This window comes from Paenibacillus sp. JCM 10914, from assembly GCF_001315105.1.
GTDB lineage: Bacteria > Bacillota > Bacilli > Paenibacillales > Paenibacillaceae > Paenibacillus_AQ.
The window spans coordinates 223,249-240,850 of the sequence record NZ_BAZR01000002.1; the positions used below are offsets into that span (position 1 = coordinate 223,249).

Below are 17,602 nucleotides of genomic sequence, written 5' to 3' on the forward strand. Positions count from 1 at the left end.
ACTAAATCAATTGATTGCGTTTCTTCAAATATCGATATAGGATCATACCGAAAATGGAGCAGAGTATGGCACATAATCCAATGAAGCCGTATCCTGCCTGTAATCCGCGCAGCAGCCCCAAATCGGTGCTGCTTCCATACATATTCTTGAAGCCGTTCGTGATGGCACCAATCGCATAGTTGCCGATGACGCTGCCGATCCCCATCATGGTTACTGTGAACGTAATGGCGGTATCGCTCTCCTTCGGATACTTCTTGGCAATGAGCGCCATGACTGTAGGGTAGATAGGAGCAATGCCGATCCCTGCTGCCGCAAATAGAAATGCATACGACTCTCCACCGAAGATGGCGATGAATGTACATATCCCGGTTAAACCAGACAGGATGATAATCGACAGTGTGAAGCCGATCCGGTCGATGAGCGGGCCGAGTAACAGCCGAGCCGCCGAGAAGCAGAGAAAGAAGGCGGATAGCATTCCCGCTGCCGCCGCAGGTTCCCAGTTATACGATTTTTCCAGAAAATTGACGAGCCATCCGCCGACCGCCATCTCAGAGACAACGCCGAACGAGAGGATCATAACAACAAGCCAAAGGGCAGGGTCTTTGACCAACCGCTTCAGCGGGATCCGGTCGGTAGCCGTCTCGTCGTCACCCGGGAATTTGCTCATGAGTGCAGGTATCATCGGCAACACGGATAACATCAACATCGCCAGATACATCCCGCGCCAGTCGAGCGTATGGCCAAACAGGGTGACTGTCATCAACCCGGTCGCGATCATCGGGGCTACCGTTGAGCTAAGACCGTAGAAGAAATGCGATAGATTCATCATCGTGCCTGTGTTTCTAATGAATATTCTCGCGGCCAGAATCGCAAGCCCGATCTCCAGCATCCCGTTCCCGATATACATTAAGAAATAAGAGGCTGTGAACAGCGGATAGCTATGGGACAGAAATATGAATATACCTGAAATCGCCATGGAGCCGAAGGCCAGCATGCTAACCCATTTGATGCCGATGGTTCGCGTCAGGATGGCTGTAAACGAGCAGGCAATTAAGTATCCGAGCGCATTGAGCGACAACAAAGTGCCAATCTGCATTTCATCCAAGTGAAAATCGAACTGAATTCGCGGGATCGCGGGACCTTTGATATTTTCGGATATGCCAAATACAATGAATCCTAAAAAGATCGTAGCGAGGTGCAGCGTGTAATTTTTGTTGAGTTTAGGTTTGGTTCGTTGTTGTTCCGTATTCGTATGCACGTGGTTTCCCCAATCATGGTTCCCAAAAGTATGTTGAAAATTATTACATATCCTGCCTTATCGTGCAATACTTTTTGTTGATGATTCAGCTGTGAAGCCCTATCGCATAAACATAATCGTCTAACCACCAAGCCGGTCGTAAGAATCAAACCGAATAAAGCTCTGTTACCCCTCTAATTATGTCGAGCGACATTCGTCCAGAAAGGATGTTGACATTGCGGATTATGCATGAGAAAATGTACGCGCGTACATAAATTGCAGGAGGCGTGATTATTATAGCTAGTCGCAAGGAAGTGGCACAGCTTGCCGGTGTATCAGAAGCGACCGTATCCCGTGTGCTTAATGGGGTTGGACCGATTAAGGAAGAAACGAAACGACGTGTAAATGAAGCTGCACAGCAGCTTGGGTATACTCCGAGTGCGCTTGCGCGTAGTTTTGCACGACGAAGAAGCGGCAACTTGGGCGTTGTTATGCCTTATTTGCCGAAGGCTCGGATTTTCTCCGCTTATTATTTCTCAGAAATTCTAAGCGGGATCGGCAGCAAAGCGCTGGAGAGCAAGGTGGATTTGCTCATGCTGTTTCGCGAACCTGGCGGTTCGATGGATTATCTGAATCTGTTCCGCACGCAGAAGGTGGATGGCTGCATCATTCTCGGAGCGAGGGAAGAAGAGGAAGAGCGGCTTGCCATCAAGGCCATGGCCGAGGCTGGACATCCCTATTGCCTCATTAATCAGCGCTTTGAGAACGAATCCTTTCATGTCATCGATGCGGATCATGTGGAGGGCAGTTATCAAGCTGTACGACATCTAACTCAACAAGGCTTCAAGAGAATCGCCTTCTTGAACGGTCCTCCTGAGTATTCCAACAGCAGGGATCGAATGGAGGGTTATGTTCGGGCTCTGACTGAAGCAGGATTGCAGCAGGAGGATCCCTTGTTGTTCGAGGGTAATTTCAGCCGCAAGAGTGGAATCGCTGCTGCCGAGCATATGGTGAGCAAGCTTGATCGAATTGACGCGATCTTTGCCGCCAACGACCGTATGGCGATCGGATTACAGCAAGGTCTCCGCATGTGCGGGGTCGCTGAATCAGACATGCCAGCATTCGTCGGATATGATGATTCGGAAGCAGCTGAGCTCAGCACGCCGCCATTAACAAGCGTTCGCGTGCCTTTCTATGAATTGGGCTGCCTCGCTGCTGAACATGTGTTGCACAGGTTGGGGCAACCGGAAGCGGCTATAAAGGAAGAAGGCTCGCAGCTACAGAAGCCACTTCATCGTCAACTCCCCACCCGATTGGTTATCCGAGCATCTTCGCTGAATCGAAAATAACTAGTGACGAAACGACGAGGAGGAACGAAAGATGAAGCAATTACGCGTTGGAATGATTGGTTATAAATTTATGGGCAAGGCGCACAGTAATGCATACCGCAGTCTGCCGATGTTTTTCCCTGAGGCTATGAAGCCTGAGATGGTTGCTATTTGCGGTCGCAATGAGGACGCGGTGAAGGCGGCGGCGGAGCAGTTGAGTTGGAATGAGAGCGTAACCGACTGGAAGGCGCTCATTGCACGGGAGGATATTGATCTGATTGATATCAATGCCCCAAGTGACGCGCATAAGGAGATTGCAATTGCAGCAGCCAAGGCAGGCAAGCACCTATTCTGTGAGAAGCCGTTGGCGTTGTCCTTGGCAGATGCAAGGGAAATGCTTCAGGCTGCCGAAGAAGCTGGCGTGACGCACATGGTCGGATTTAATTATAGATTCTCACCTGCTGTCAAACTAGCGAAGAAGCTGATTGATAGCGGAAGACTTGGTCAAATCTATCACTTCCGGGCGTGGTTCCTGCAAGATTGGATTATGGACCCGCAGTTCCCGCTTGTCTGGCGCCTTCAGAAGGAAGTTGCCGGTTCCGGTTCTCATGGCGATCTGGGTGCTCACTTGATCGATCTTGCCCATTATCTGGTAGGCGACATGCAAGAGGTCATCGGTATGAGTGAGACGTTCATCAAAGAGCGGCCGATTGCGAGCGAAATGACAGGCTTGAGTGCAAAAGGCAGTCATGATGGGCCGAAGGGTAAGGTGACCGTGGACGATGCGACGCTGTTCATGACCCGCTTCGAGAACGGTGCACTTGGCAGCTTTGAGGCAACTCGCTTTGCGGCAGGTCATCGCAGCACCAATTCCTTCGAAATCAACGGCAGTCTGGGCAGTGTGAAGTTTGATTTCGAACGCATGAATGAGTTGGAGGTTTACTTCACATCCGATGACGAAGACGTACAGGGCTTCCGCCGGGTGCTGGCAACGGATCCGGTCCATGACTATATGGAGGCATGGTGGCCGCCGGGACATACGATCGGGTTCGAACATACCTTCATTCATGAAGTGTTGGAACTCGTCAATGCGATCTCTGAAGGAAGACAGCCGGTTCCTAGCTTTAAAGACGGCGTGAAATGTCAGGCCGTGCTGGAAGCCGTGGATAAATCGATTGAAGAACGTCGTTGGGTTCAATTATCGGAAATGTAAGACAACAGAAGATGTCTAAGGCACGTGGAGAGAGGGGTTATACACATGAAAAAAGCACTTATCGTATGGGGCGGCTGGGATGGTCACGAACCGCAACAGGTGGCTGCCATTTTTGAGGGTTTGCTGCAGGCTGCCGGGTTCGAGGTTGAAGTGTCCGATACACTCGATGCATTTAATGATGGTGAGAAGTTGAAGGGTCTGGATCTCATCGTGCCAGTATGGACCATGGGCGAGATCTCTAATGAGCAGGTAGCCAACGTATCAGCGGCGGTACAAGCCGGAACAGGGCTAGCCGGCTGTCATGGCGGAATGTGTGATTCCTTCCGCAATAACGTTGACTGGCAGTTCATGACGGGCGGACAGTGGGTAGCGCATCCAGGGAACGATGGAGTGGAATACAAGGTTGAGATTAAATCGAGCTCAAGCCCGCTGGTAGACAACATGCAGGATTTCCAAGTTGCGTCTGAGCAGTATTATCTGCACGTGGATCCTGCGGTGGAAGTGCTGGCGACAACACGCTTTCCGGTAACGGCAGGGCCGCATATTTTGAACAAAGCGGTGGATATGCCGGTCGTGTGGACCAAACGCTGGGGTTACGGAAGAGTGTATTATAACGCGCTCGGTCATCATGCCGATATCGTGGATATGCCGGAAGTAAAGGAATTAATGCGCAGAGGCTTGCTCTGGGCAGCGGAAGGCAAGACATTATACGCGGGATCGGATATGAATGTGTTCACCGAAGGACAAGGGTATACCGGCATGGGAGACAGTCAATAAGCAGAGGGGATCTGAGGAAGATGAAAAAGGTTAAGGTTGGTATTATCGGCTGCGGGAAGATCAGTGGCATTTATATGGAGAATTGTCATAAGTTCGATATTCTTGAGTTGACGGCGTGTGCTGACATCGATCGTGCGCGTGCCGAAGAGCAAGCTGCGATGTATAATATTCCGAACGTATATACAACCGAAGAGCTGTTGGCGGATCCTGAGATCGAACTTGTGATTAACCTGACGATACCTGCACTTCATGCGCGAATCATGCTGGAGGCGCTTCAAGCGGGTAAGCACGTCTACGTGGAGAAGCCACTTGGAGTGACGAGAGAGGAAGGGGAGGCCGTGCTCAAATTAGCCAAGGAGAAAGGCCTTCTGGTTGGCTGCGCACCGGAGACGTTCCTTGGTGCGGGAATTCAGACCGCGCTGAAGCTGGTTAAGGAAGATCGGATCGGAACACCGATAGCGGCTACAGCATTTATGATGAGCAGAGGCCATGAGCATTGGCATCCGGATCCGGAGTTCTATTATGCTGCCGGCGGCGGACCGATGTTTGATATGGGACCGTATTATTTAACTGCGCTTGTTCAACTGCTCGGTCCGATCCGCAGCATCAGCGGGATGACGGGAACGGCGCTTGCGGAGCGCACGATCACGAGCGAGAAGAAGCATGGGCAGAAGATACCGGTCGATATTCCGACGCATGTTGCGGGACTCATGCAATTCGAAAGCGGTGCGATCGGTACGATGATCACCAGCTTTGACGTATTCGGCGGAAGCACATTGCCTCCAATCGAAATCTACGGTACCAAGGGCAGCATGCTCGTACCAGATCCGAACTCCTTCGGCGGACCTGTGAAATATCGATTGCTGGGCGAGAATGATTGGATCGAAGAACCTTTGCTGGAAGGCTATCATGAGAATACCAGAGGCATCGGTCCGGCGGATATGGCCTATGCGATCCGCAGCGGTCGTCCGCACCGGGCGAGCGGTGAGTTGGCTTACCACGTATTAGAAGCCATGTGGGGCTTCCATGACGCTTCTGATCAAGGCAAGCAGTACGAGATGAGCAGTACTTGCGCAGCGCCTGCACCACTTCCGCAAGACTTGCCGAAGTATACGCTGGATCAATAGAATATAGAAATACAAATAGGCTTTCCCCGGTTTCCTGGGGAAAGCCTATTGTTCTATTCCTTCACGACAAGGCCGAACACTTTGGTGAAGAGAATGGCCTGGGAAGGAGAGATAATACACCCCTGCAGATCCTCCAGCGTAACGCCAAGGTTATGAAAATCGGTTCGACTCAGGTCAACGCCGGCAAGTTTGGTGCCAGAGAATTGTGCCTGGTCAATCATACATTCTGGAAATTCGACCTTCGCCAGTTCAGTGTGATAGAAATCCGATTTGAGCAGTGAGGTGCTGTGATAGGCAACCTGCTTCATGTTGGCGAATCGGAATGTTGCGTAGTCGCCGGCGCAATGATGGAACAAGACGTTGCGCATCGTGGCCGCGGTCATGTCGATCCCGATAATTTTGCAATGATGGAACTGGACCCGATAAAGAATGGCTTCACTGAAATCTACGTTCGACAGATCGCAGTGGTTGAAGACAACATCAGTGAGCTCGGCATGCTGCAAGGAAACCTGCTGAAACGTTACGTTGTTGAACACCGTCTGGTCAAACAGCACTTTGTTAGCAGTAACATCCGTTATCGTCTCGTCTTGGCACTGTGATTGGGTGATTGCCGTTTCGTCATCGATGGGGTACGCGGAGAGCTGAACAGGCTCCAATTGCTTGGGCAGCTTTGGCTTTATTAATTTTACAGGTTTGATGTCAGTCGCGGTGGAAGTCATGATTGTAACCCTCCAGACAAATTCGTAGTTACGATTAGAACCTTTACATGAACAAGCTATATCAAAGTATACCATGCTCACTTTAACTTGTCCGGTAAGTTGAAATAAGCAGGATCATGCCATTACCTCGCGAATATGTGTAATTATCAATGTTAGCAGGAGGATTCACTTTATGCAGATTAGAACGGCTGTAATCGAAGACGCCAAAGGCATCGCACACGTGCATGTAAATAGCTGGAGAACCACATATCAGGGGATCGTGGACAATGATTATTTAGACTCGCTGGAAGCCGCGAAGAGGGAAGAAGGATGGCGCTGGAAGCTTAATAATCTGCCCGAGCGTGAGCAGGTTCTTGTCGTGACTGATGAGAATGACGATATCTGTGGATTCATGACATACGGACCGGAGCGGGAGCGTCAGCTTCCACATGAAGGGGAGTTGTATGCAATCTACTTGCTCGAAGCAGCCCAAGGGCAGGGGGTCGGGCGGCAGCTTTTTGCCAGGATGAAGGAATTCCTGCTTGCCCATGGGCATACGGCTTTGATGGTGTGGGTGCTCGAAGGCAACAAGGCGGAACAATTCTATCGGCATCTCGGCGGGCAGGAACGGGAACGCAAAGAAATCGTGATCGGCAGCCGTACCCATAACGAAATTGCGCTTGTATGGGATGATCTGGATCAGCTAGGTGATTAGGAGATCAAAGCGAAAAGGAGAACATTAGTGGTGCAGTCAATTATCTTTGATATGGATGGTACGCTTTTTCAAACAGACAAGATTTTGGAGATTTCGCTCGTAGATACCTTCAATGTTTTGAAGTCTTTGAATGAATGGGATCAAGAAGCCCCGATTGAAAAGTACCGTGAAATTATGGGAGTGCCTTTGCCCAAAGTATGGGAAGCCTTGTTGCCCCATCATTCTATTGAAGTAAGGGAACGAATGGATGCTCTTTTTCTTGAAAGATTAATCGATAATATACGGGCTGGAAGAGGAGCATTGTATCCTAATGTTCAGCTCGTATTAGATTACCTAACCAGGAACAAGATTGCCGTGTTCATAGCAAGTAATGGCTTAAAGGATTACTTAGCTGCAATTGTGGATTATTATCATTTGAATCATTGGGTTACGGAAACCTTTAGTATCCAGCAGATCGAATCGTTGAATAAATCGGAACTGGTTATGACCATCATCGAAAAGTACGGTATTACCCATGGAGCCGTGGTAGGGGATCGTCTCTCGGATATCAATGCGGCTAAAGATAATGGCTTAGTTGCGATAGGATGCAATTTTGATTATGCACAGGCAGATGAACTTTTGCATGCTGACATCGTTATCGATGACTTACATGAATTAATATCCATATTCATGGTTGAATGAACGGTTATAAACTCATAATCGTTGGTAATAAGACCTGGGAAACTGTCATAATAAGAACACTTGTACGTAGAGGGGAATACAGGTAAAATATAGCTACCGTTAATTTGTAGGGGCCGAGTGTTAGCAGCACTTGGTCTTTATTCACTATAACAAGGGCAACTCGTTGTAAATGGACTGAAGAGTTGCTTTGATCGTTATTCATTGTACGGTTACGTATTAAAAGGGGGAAACACACGCGTGAGTGTTTTGCGGAAATTAAGAAATGGATATGTGCTTTGGCATGCCAAACGTATATCGATTCCGAGTTTTACATCCAGCCGCGTTGTCAGAAAGAAGGTAGTCTTTGCCGGGAAGGTGCAAAAGGTAGGGTTTCGCATGGAGTTGGATTGCATTGCCCGCAGACTGAAGTTAACGGGATGGGTAAGGAATTTGAAGGATGGAAGCGTAGAAGCAGAGTTGCAAGGGGAAGAGTCGCAGATTGATTTTCTGATCCAGTGCATGTGTTCACTGAAAAGGGCGTCCGTTCAGAACAAGACGATTACCGATCTGCCCAATAAATTGGATGAAGATAGCTTTGCGATAGCGGAATAGGTGCTTCACTGAATGACTTGAGGTTTACAGTGTGATGAGGAAAAGATATGATAGAAGCAATATACCCCTATAGGTAGTTCGAATGGAAACAGGATAAATCCTTTCTAAGGAGGTATCAAATTGAGCATCATTTCGATCGGCCCCCTTATGATACGAGCGGACATTGTGGTGTTTCTCGTATGCGCACTGGCCGGTTACATTGTGCTACGTCTGCGGCTTCGTCAACTGCCAGAGCAGCCATGGATGTTGGATCTTTATGTGAATGCATTGTTGATCGGCTTTGTGTGCTGGAAGTTTGGCATGCTTGTATTTGATCCGATTCGCACCTGGCAGAACCCGACGTCACTCCTGTATATGACGGGAGGCATCAAGGAATATGGCTAGGGGTTACAGTTGGCTTCATCTATATGGCATGGCGTTTGAACCGGAATCGGAACTTTATTACCATTTGGACCCAATCAGCTTGGATTGCTGGCTTGACGTTTGGATTGAGTTGGTTGCTGTTCCAGTCGTTAGTGGGAGCTGAAGGGGGAAGCGCCTGGCATCTTATCCTCGGTATCGCGTTCCTCTTGCTGCTGATCACGGCTTGGATGCAGTTCAACAAACCGTTGTCCGAATTCTTAACCCTCGGCCTTGGGCGAAATAAAGCAGTGGTTGTCGTTATGGCAGCTTTGCTTGCCTGGGTGGTTGTTGATTTTACCCTGGACCGAAACGCATCGAATCAGGGCCATCGTCTGTCGTCCGAGGAAATTGCGGAAGGTTTGAAGCCAGGGCTTAGAGCGCCAGACTTTATCTTGCAGGATCAAGCAGGGCATGATATTCGCTTGTCTCAGTATCAGGGGCAGACCGTACTGCTTAATTTTTGGGCCTCTTGGTGTCCGCCCTGCAAGGTCGAGATGCCTTATATGCAGGATTTCTATGAAAAATATAAGCAGGATGACGTAGTCATTCTGTCGGTTAACATGACCCATTTGGAGAAGAGTCCACAAGACCCCCAGACGTTTGCGATGGATCATGGTTTGACCTTCCCCATCGTTTATGACGAGCAGGGTTCGGCTACGGCGCTGTATAATGTCGTGGCTTATCCCACAACGTACGCGATTTCACCGGACGGCATTATTTCGGAGAGATTTCAAGGTGCCATTGATGAGGATCGCATGATTAGAGCCGTTCGCAAAGCCACGAACCACGACGGTTAAGCGCGGATTTTTTGCAAGGTGGACATATATCTCTGCCGACATCCTACCAGCGGGAATATAATACACAAACGCTGGAAGGGGGAAGAAAAGTGCACCAATTACCAGTTTCGGCAGATGGCTGCAGAAGTTATGTCGGTAAATCCATATGTGCAGTCATGCATGATGGAAGAGAGGTTGTGGGTACGATTCGCGGTGTATCCGATAAAGGCCTTGAAATGGATTTTGGGTATGGTGGATATGGTACTGCATATACGTTGTCTACTAAAGGCAAAAAGGGAAAGAAACCTTCAAAGTCTGCCAAGACGTCCGCATTTGGACCATACGGTTATGGGGGATATGGCGGATATGGCGGAGGATACGGATATGGTTGGGGACGCAACGTCATTGCTTGGGAAGCGATTGCTTTGTTATTCCTGATTCCGTTCCTCTTCATCTAAGCTTGCGCGAAGGTTAGGCAATCATTGCTTTTAATAGAAGAGACAGGACCCAGAGATGCTTTCTCTGGCTCCCTGTCTCTTTTTTTTGTTTACTGATATGGAACTGGGCTTCTGCCGGGCACGTATTTATGGAAAAATGTGTTTAGGAATTGGCTGGATTGGTTAATATGTTTACGGTTTTACTAGAAAGGGGCGTTTTGTTTCTATGTCCAAACGTATATTGGTCACACCAGAACATTTGGAACAGGTATCAGCACAATTTGCACAATCGGGTGCAAGCGGCCGCGAGATGGTTGATCGGTTGCAGCGCAGCATTCATGAGATGGAGGGCCAATGGCAGGGGATGACGCGAGAGCGGTTCTACGGCGATTATCAGCAGGCGAGATCGACGATGCTGCAATATGTGGAGAGTTTGCAGAAGATATCGACAGAGCTGAAGCAAATCTCAGTTAAATTTCGTACTGCCGACGAAACGGTGAACGGTGCGGTTGTGGGTGGATTAGCCGCAGGTTCCGGTATCCTGGCGGGAACGGGCTTAGCTGGCGGCCTGGGTCAGGGAACTGGAACGAAAAATAACGGGCACACAACAACGGCAACTTCAAATCCAGCCAAGCCAGACTCATCCGATTCATTGCTGAATAAAGCCATGGAGGGAGTTGAAGTGGAGGGAAGCGTGGCTGGCAACGGTAAGAATGGTCTGTATGCCAATGCATTCTCAGGTTATGCAAGTGCAGGACTGATGGAAGGCGTCGAGGTTGGCGGATCTGTAGTCGATGCGGGCTATAGTAATGATTACGTGAACGGTTCGGTGAGTGTGTTCAATGCTGAGGTTGGTGCATCCATTAAGGATGGGTCCTTAAGCGTGGGTGCGGAGGCGACACTGACCAAGTACGAAGGCGGCGTAAGCATTCCGCTGCCGTTCACGGATAAATCCCTTAATGTTGGCGGTTCTGCATCATTGGGAGTAGTTGGCGGTTCCGCCGAGGTCGGGAAGAATGGACTCAGCTTCCACGTTCCGCTAGGTCCAGGCATCGGTCTGTTCGGATTAGGCGGCAACGTATCGATTAAGTAATAAGGAGGGAACGCGCCATGAATGACAAGCAGAAGAGATTTAAATACATAATGATAATCATTGGCGTTGTAGGTGTATTTGGCACCGTGATCCCTAATTTGCTGAATACGGAGTATTCCGCAGGAGAAAAGGCGGTCGTCTGTCTGACCTATCTGATCGCGGTTCCTATTGTGGTATGGGTCGTCCACTGGATTGGACATAAATGGTTAAGGAGTTGAAGAAGAATGGAACAACCAGCACAGCAAGAACAACAACTGCTGCCGATTGGCTCCGTTGTTAAATTCAAGGACTGGGATCAAACATTAATGATATATGGAAGAATGCAGAATGATTCAAACACGCGGAAGCGATGGGACTATGTCGCCTGTTTCTATCCACATGGTAACTTGACAAAAGACTCCAATATCTTCTTCAATCATAACGATATCTCAGACATTGTATTTATGGGTTATGTCAATGAAGAGGAAGTTACCTTCGTGATGCGCTCGTAGAAGGTATCCGGAAGGTCGATCAGATGGAAGGTGATCGCGTCACGGAATCATAATTTTGTCATTTATAAGCAGTTCAATGAGGGATAAACCCTTGATTGAACTGCTTTTTTATTGAATATACGCGAAAGTACAGGTTTGAAAACGAATACAAATCTGTGTTTATTTTTGATAAAGTTGTATTCAAACATAAACGGGCGTGTTATGATGGTAATCAAATGAAAGCAAATCATTGTAGACAATCGGAGGGTGAAACTTCATGGTTCAGAGCTTATGGGAACAAGCGAAGGCACAACAAGCGTCAAACACACTGGATGAATTGGTGTATCGTTCGAATTTGATTGGTACAGATCGCCGGGTATGCAATTGGGCGGGGCAACACATCGAGTAAGGCCGTCATCAAAGACTTCCGCGGTCAGGATGTAGAAGTGATGTACGTGAAAGGAAGCGGATCGGATCTGGCCACAATGAAAGCCGGTAATTTCACGGGACTACGGATGGAAGATATCCGCCCATTATTTGAACGGGAATCCATGACGGATGAAGAGATGGTAGCTTACCTTGGTCACTGTATGGTCGACTCCAAGCATCCGCGTGCTTCGATCGAGACACTGCTGCATGCATTTCTGCCTTATGCTCATGTCGATCATACGCATCCTGATGCGATTATCAGCTTATGCTGCGCTCATAACGGTAAGGAATTGGCCCAAGAGATTTTCGCTGACCGCTTTGTATGGGTGCCCTATGTAAGGCCTGGATTTACCTTGTCGAAGATGATTGCCGAAGGCGTATTAGCCAATCCGAATGCAGAACTTGTCTTGATGGAGAAGCATGGACTTGTTACCTGGGGCGATACTTCGGAGGCTTGTTATGCTCAGACGATTCGTATCATCAGTGAAGCGGAGGCATTTATTGAAGCGAGAGTCAATGAAGAAACGCTGTTCGGTGGTGTGAAGCACGCTCCGTTGTCATCCGATGTGCGCCGCAAGATTGCTGCTGAAGTCATGCCAGCGATTCGCGGAGCTGTCAGCGATGTAAAGAAGATGATCCTCTCCTTTGATGACGAGGAAGATGTGCTGGCATTTGTAAGTGGTCACCAATCACCGCAGTTGTCACAAATCGGTGCAGCTTGTCCGGACCATCTCGTTCACACGAAAGTCGTTCCGCTCTTCATCGATTGGACGCCGAATGCAGATGATGTGGAAGGTCTTCGCAGCAAATTGGTGGAGGGCATCGCTTTATACAAAGAACAATATCAGGCTTATTTCGAACGGAACCGCCACGAAGGCGATGTCATGTTCGAAGCGGCACCACGCGTTATACTTATACCAGGTATTGGCATGATCAATACCGGTAAGAGCTGGGCTATGTCGCAGGTTAGTGGTGCGCTATACCATCGGGCGATCGCTGTAATGCGCGGAGCAACGGCGCTTGGCGATTTCGTATCGCTTAGTGAGAACGAGTCGTACAATGTGGAATACTGGCCGCTTGAACTGTATAAGCTGACGCTGGCACCTGCGGAAGCCGAATTCTCTCGTCAGGTTGCTTTTATTACAGGTGGAGCAGGCGGCATTGGCAGTGCTACAGCAAGAAGACTGGTAGCCGAAGGCGCACATGTGTACTGGCCGATCTTAATCTGGAAGGAGCGCAGCAGGTCGCCAAGGAAATTAACGAGCAATTCGGCGACAACCGCGCGTATGCAGTAAAAATGGATGTAACGGATGAAGAAGCGGTTAAGCACGCGTACCTTGAAACGGCACGAGTATACGGCGGTGTCGATGTTATCGTCAACAATGCAGGTCTTGCCACCTCAAGTCCATTCGACGAAACGACGCTGAAAGAATGGAACATGAACATCAACGTGCTGGGTACTGGTTATTTCCTCGTTGCCCGGGAAGCGTTCAAAATGATGAAAGTGCAAGCATTCGGAGGCAGCATGGTCTTCGTCGGATCGAAGAACTCTGTCTATGCTGGCAAGAACGTGACCGCGTACAGCTCGGTCAAAGCACTCGAAGCTCACTTGGCACGTTGCATCGCGGCCGAGGGCGGAGAGTATGGTATTCGGGTGAATACGATTCTGCCGGATGCGATTCTTCAAGCTCGGCGATCTGGAATTCTAATTGGAGAAACGAACGTGCGGCTGCGTACGGTATCGAACCGGATCAGCTTGAGGAGCACTACCGTAAGCGCACTACGTTGCTGGTGAATATCTATCCGCAGGATATCGCAGAAGGAATTGCCTTCTTTGCTTCATCGAAATCGGCAAAGACAACAGGCTGTATGTTAACGATTGATGGTGGTGTTCCCGCCGCGTTTACTCGCTAATATCAGTATCAGCTATGTTGATCGTATGAAGATGTCCTTATACCCTACATGATAATCTAATTCGAATGATGAGGCTGGGCTCTTTCGCCCGGCCATCCTCATTCCAAGCGGGAGGTTTCGAGATGAGACAGGATGTAGTCAGGAACTACGAAGAAGCGAAGAAGCTATATCAACAACACGGTATCGATGTGGATCAAGTATTGGATGAACTGGAGCAGATCAAAGTCTCCATCCATTGCTGGCAAGGCGACGATGTTAAGGGCTTTCTCTTTCAAGAGCGGGAATTGTCGGGCGGTATCTCTGTAACGGGTGAATATCCAGGAGCAGCAAGAACGCCGCAGCAATTGCGCGCCGATTTAGAGAAAGCGCTGTCATTGATTCCAGGCTCACACAAAGTAAGTCTTCACGCCATCTATGCGGACACGGAAGAAGCTGTCGATTTGGATCAACTGGAACCGAAGCATTTTCAACCATGGGTAGATTGGGCCAAGGAACAAGGGGTTGGCCTGGATTTCAATCCAACGTGTTTCTCCCATGATAAGTCGAAAGATGGCTTCACGCTGAGCCATTCCGATCCACAGATCCGTCAATTCTGGATCGATCACTGTAAAGCCTCGCGCCGAATCGGAGCCTATTTCGGCGAACAACTCGGCCAGACCTGTGTAACGAATATTTGGGTTCCGGATGGCTACAAGGATAATCCGATTGACCGCATGGCGCCAAGACAACGATTGAAGGATGCCTTGGACGAGATTTTTGCCGAGGAGATCAATCCGAAATGGAACCTTGATGCAGTAGAGAGCAAGTTGTTCGGCATCGGTTCGGAAGCGTATGTGGTAGGATCGCATGAATTTTACATGGGTTATGGTATGAAGAATAATAAGCTGATCTGTCTGGATGCGGGACATTTCCATCCGACGGAGAGCATAGCCGGTAAGCTGTCATCACTCGCCTTGTTTACGGAGGGGCTTCTGCTGCATGTCAGCCGTCCGATGCGGTGGGACAGCGATCATGTTGTTATTATGGATGATGAGCTTATTGAAATTACGCGCGAGCTTGTACGCCATAATCTGATTGATCAAACCCATATTGGGTTGGATTTTTTTGATGCCAGTATAAACCGAATCGCGGCCTGGGTTATCGGAACACGGAATACGATTAAGGCACTGCTGCGCGCCAAGCTGGAACCTGTAGCACTATTGAAGCAGGCTGAGCTCGAAGGGGATTACACCACTCGCCTTGCACTTACCGAGGAGTTCAAATCCTATCCGTTTGGCGCCATCTGGGATTATTATTGCGAGCGTACAGGTGTGCCTGTCAGAGAAGAATGGCTGGCTGAAGTTAAATCCTATGAGCAGGAAGTATTAATCAAGCGTTAAGGACCATATTCAAAGTCAGAGGGGGGCGTGTTGCGGTTGAGCGTTCTTGCATTCGATTTGGGAGCAAGCAGCGGCAGGGCGATGCTGGGGGAGTTGAACCAAGGGCGGATCGAGGTAAGGGAAATCCATCGGTTCAGCAATGACCCGGTTCGAATCGGAGACCGTTTGCATTGGGATATATTGCGTCTCTTTCACGAGATGAAGCAAGGACTGCTGAAGGCAAAGGGGCAGAATGTTCAGCCTGCCAGCATCGGCGTCGATTCCTGGGCTGTCGACTTCGGGTTGATTGACCCGGGCGGAGAGCTGATAATGAACCCGTATCATTATCGTGATACACATTCCGATGGTCTAATGGAGCATGTGGTAGGGCAGCTGTCCTCGGGAGAGATCTTCAGAAGAACGGGCATACAGTTTCTCCCGTTTAATACGATTTACCAGTTTGCGTCCCTTCAGCGGCATAAGCCTTATCTGCTGCGAGAAGCGGATCGCATGCTCATGATTCCGGATTTGCTTCGATACTTCCTGACAGGTGAGATGGCTAACGAATTTACGAATGCCACAACCACACAGCTGTACAACCCGGTAACGGCGCAATGGGACGATCATCTACTGAAATCGCTGAATATTCCAGAACGCCTCTTTCAGTCTGTCGTTCAGCCAGGGACCATGGTGGGCTCTCTGCGTTCCTCCATTACGGAGGAGCTTGGCATTCCGTCTACTCCGATCTACACGGTTGCGGAGCATGATACTGCATCTGCTGTTGTGGCGGTACCGGCTCTAGAGCGCTCGTTCGCTTATCTAAGCTGCGGGACCTGGTCCCTGATGGGAACGGAGGTTGCCGAACCTGTCTTAGACGAGCGTGCCCAGGAACTGAACTTCACGAATGAAGGCGGCGCTTATGGTACGTATCGATTGCTCAAAAATATCATGGGGCTATGGATTTTGCAGGAATGTAAGCATACCTGGGAACGCGAAGGACTATTGTACAGCTATCCGGAATTGGTTATGATGGCGGAAGCAGAACCGGCATTTGCCTGTTTCATTGACCCGGACGACCCGCTGTTCTTGCCTGCGGGCAACATGCCCAAGCGAATCAAGGAATATGCTGCCCAGACTCATCAACGTGTCCCAGAGACGCCTGCAGCCATTGTCCGCTGTATTCTGGAGAGCCTATCTCTCGCTATCGGCAGGTGCTGGAGTTGACAGAAGAACTCTCGGGACAGTCTTTCCGGGGTTTGCATATGGTAGGCGGCGGCATTCATAATGAAACGTTGTGTCAATGGACGGCAAATGCGATTGGCAAGCCGGTCTGGGCAGGTCCCGCGGAAGGAAGCGCGATCGGGAATATGGTCGTCCAATGGATTGCGCAGGGCGAACTGTCGGATATATGGGAAGCTAGAGCGGTCATTCGCGACTCCTTTCCTATTAAATTGTATGAACCCGCAGATGTCCGCTTATGGGATGAAGCCTATGGTTTATTCGGTGATAGAACGTAATAAGGAATTTATTATATTAAGGATGAGGCGGTATCATGCTGGTTGCAGAACGATATGAGAAGATTGTACAGTTGGTCAACGAAAGAGGGAGTATTCGCGTCTCTGAGCTGAGTCAATTATGCGGGGTGACGGAGGAAACGATTCGTCGCGATCTTGACAGGCTGGAGCATGCAGGACGCTTGCGCCGATCGCACGGAGGTGCAGTCAGTGTGAAGGATCAACCGGACTCAGAGCGCTCGCAGCCGGAAATACCGTATGCTGAACGAGAAATCATGAATGCGTCGGAGAAGCAGCGGATCGCGGAGGAAGCGGTCAAACTGATTCACGAGCATGACCGAATCCTCCTCGACGCGAGTACAACGGCGTGGTATATGTCCAAGATCATTCCGGATATCCCGATCACGGTCTTGACGAATTCCATAAAGGTGGCCGCCGAGCTTAGTACCAAAGAAAAGGTGCAGGTCATCTCGACAGGCGGAATATTAGCCCATCGTTCCCTATCCTTTGTGGGTCCGTTAGCAGAGCGATCACTGGATGCCTATTACGTGGATAAAGCCTTTCTGTCGTGCAAAGGTGTGCATCTCGACCGTGGCTTAAGCGAATCTAATGAGCTTCAAGCGCGGATCAAACATAAGATGATCGGAATGACGGATAAAGCGATTATTCTGGCTGATTCCAGCAAATTTGGAACGCAGGCCTTCACGCAAGTAGCCGACCTGTCCCAAGTGGACTTAATTATTACCGATGGAAGATTGGCCGATGAAGAGGCAGCACCGTTCAGAGCGCTCGGGATCATCGTCACTTCTGTATAAAGCTTGATAACAGCATGATATGAAGAG

General features: G+C 49.4%; 17 protein-coding genes and 2 pseudogenes. 17 read left to right on the top strand and 2 right to left on the bottom strand.

What is annotated here, in order from left to right; all coding sequences use genetic code 11:
* Position 1 precedes the first annotated feature (1 nt).
* Positions 2-1,258: a sugar MFS transporter gene (locus JCM10914_RS04420; RefSeq protein WP_023957877.1), complete on the bottom strand. Its 1,257-nt coding sequence runs from the start codon at positions 1,256-1,258 to the stop codon at positions 2-4.
* Positions 1,259-1,527: 269 nt separating this feature from the next.
* Between JCM10914_RS04420 and JCM10914_RS04425 the strand changes: the two genes are divergently transcribed.
* Genes JCM10914_RS04425 through JCM10914_RS04440 form a run of 4 tightly spaced genes read left to right on the top strand, consistent with a single transcriptional unit; the run spans position 1,528 to position 5,682 of the window.
* A complete protein-coding gene (locus JCM10914_RS04425; protein ID WP_036717072.1) occupies positions 1,528-2,586 on the top strand; it encodes a LacI family DNA-binding transcriptional regulator in 1,059 nt (352 codons plus the stop codon).
* A 31-nt stretch (positions 2,587-2,617) separates the two neighbouring features.
* Positions 2,618-3,778, top strand: coding sequence for a Gfo/Idh/MocA family protein (locus JCM10914_RS04430; RefSeq protein ID WP_023957881.1), 1,161 nt, complete (start codon positions 2,618-2,620; stop codon positions 3,776-3,778).
* A 45-nt stretch (positions 3,779-3,823) separates the two neighbouring features.
* Positions 3,824-4,555 carry a ThuA domain-containing protein gene (locus tag JCM10914_RS04435; protein ID WP_023957882.1) on the top strand — a complete coding sequence of 244 codons (732 nt, stop codon included), beginning with the start codon at positions 3,824-3,826 and terminating at the stop codon, positions 4,553-4,555.
* 20 nt (positions 4,556-4,575) lie between these two features.
* The gene (locus JCM10914_RS04440) at positions 4,576-5,682 is read left to right on the top strand and encodes a Gfo/Idh/MocA family protein (protein WP_023957884.1); all 1,107 of its coding nucleotides are present in this window, start codon (positions 4,576-4,578) and stop codon (positions 5,680-5,682) included.
* 53 nt (positions 5,683-5,735) lie between these two features.
* Here JCM10914_RS04440 and JCM10914_RS04445 read toward each other — a convergent pair whose 3' ends face one another.
* Positions 5,736-6,401: a pentapeptide repeat-containing protein gene (locus tag JCM10914_RS04445; protein WP_023957886.1), complete on the bottom strand. Its 666-nt coding sequence runs from the start codon at positions 6,399-6,401 to the stop codon at positions 5,736-5,738.
* Positions 6,402-6,573: 172 nt separating this feature from the next.
* Here JCM10914_RS04445 and JCM10914_RS04450 point away from each other — a divergent pair, with 172 nt between their 5' ends.
* From JCM10914_RS04450 to JCM10914_RS04505, 13 genes and pseudogenes are all read left to right on the top strand, one after another.
* A complete protein-coding gene (locus JCM10914_RS04450) occupies positions 6,574-7,095 on the top strand; it encodes a GNAT family N-acetyltransferase (RefSeq protein WP_023957888.1) in 522 nt (173 codons plus the stop codon).
* A 27-nt stretch (positions 7,096-7,122) separates the two neighbouring features.
* Positions 7,123-7,776 (top strand): HAD hydrolase-like protein, encoded by a 654-nt coding sequence (locus JCM10914_RS04455; RefSeq protein ID WP_023957891.1) that lies wholly within the window; start codon positions 7,123-7,125, stop codon positions 7,774-7,776.
* Between the two features lie 237 nt (positions 7,777-8,013).
* Entirely contained in the window at positions 8,014-8,367 is a 354-nt protein-coding gene (locus JCM10914_RS04460; protein WP_052019616.1) for an acylphosphatase, read from the top strand.
* A gap of 120 nt (positions 8,368-8,487) precedes the next feature.
* Complete coding sequence (locus JCM10914_RS29690) at positions 8,488-8,751, top strand: hypothetical protein (protein WP_023957895.1); 264 nt, start codon at positions 8,488-8,490, stop codon at positions 8,749-8,751.
* A gap of 23 nt (positions 8,752-8,774) precedes the next feature.
* Positions 8,775-9,566, top strand: coding sequence for a peroxiredoxin (locus tag JCM10914_RS04465; protein ID WP_231638487.1), 792 nt, complete (start codon positions 8,775-8,777; stop codon positions 9,564-9,566).
* A gap of 89 nt (positions 9,567-9,655) precedes the next feature.
* Positions 9,656-10,003, top strand: coding sequence for a hypothetical protein (locus tag JCM10914_RS04470; RefSeq protein ID WP_036716984.1), 348 nt, complete (start codon positions 9,656-9,658; stop codon positions 10,001-10,003).
* Positions 10,004-10,208: 205 nt separating this feature from the next.
* A complete protein-coding gene (locus JCM10914_RS04475; protein ID WP_023957900.1) occupies positions 10,209-11,075 on the top strand; it encodes a WXG100 family type VII secretion target in 867 nt (288 codons plus the stop codon).
* A 17-nt stretch (positions 11,076-11,092) separates the two neighbouring features.
* The gene (locus tag JCM10914_RS04480) at positions 11,093-11,293 is read left to right on the top strand and encodes a hypothetical protein (RefSeq protein ID WP_023957902.1); all 201 of its coding nucleotides are present in this window, start codon (positions 11,093-11,095) and stop codon (positions 11,291-11,293) included.
* A gap of 6 nt (positions 11,294-11,299) precedes the next feature.
* Positions 11,300-11,566, top strand: a complete 267-nt coding sequence (locus JCM10914_RS04485; protein ID WP_023957904.1) for a DUF4176 domain-containing protein — start codon at positions 11,300-11,302, stop codon at positions 11,564-11,566.
* Between the two features lie 256 nt (positions 11,567-11,822).
* Positions 11,823-13,888 (top strand): annotated as a pseudogene (locus JCM10914_RS04490) (bifunctional aldolase/short-chain dehydrogenase).
* A 122-nt stretch (positions 13,889-14,010) separates the two neighbouring features.
* The gene (rhaA, locus tag JCM10914_RS04495) at positions 14,011-15,267 is read left to right on the top strand and encodes an L-rhamnose isomerase (protein ID WP_023957914.1); all 1,257 of its coding nucleotides are present in this window, start codon (positions 14,011-14,013) and stop codon (positions 15,265-15,267) included.
* Positions 15,268-15,303: 36 nt separating this feature from the next.
* Positions 15,304-16,763, top strand: a pseudogene (locus tag JCM10914_RS04500) (rhamnulokinase family protein).
* Positions 16,764-16,798: 35 nt separating this feature from the next.
* On the top strand, positions 16,799-17,575 hold the full coding sequence (locus JCM10914_RS04505; RefSeq protein ID WP_023957920.1) for a DeoR/GlpR family DNA-binding transcription regulator: 777 nt from the start codon (positions 16,799-16,801) through the stop codon (positions 17,573-17,575).
* Positions 17,576-17,602: the final 27 nt, after the last annotated feature.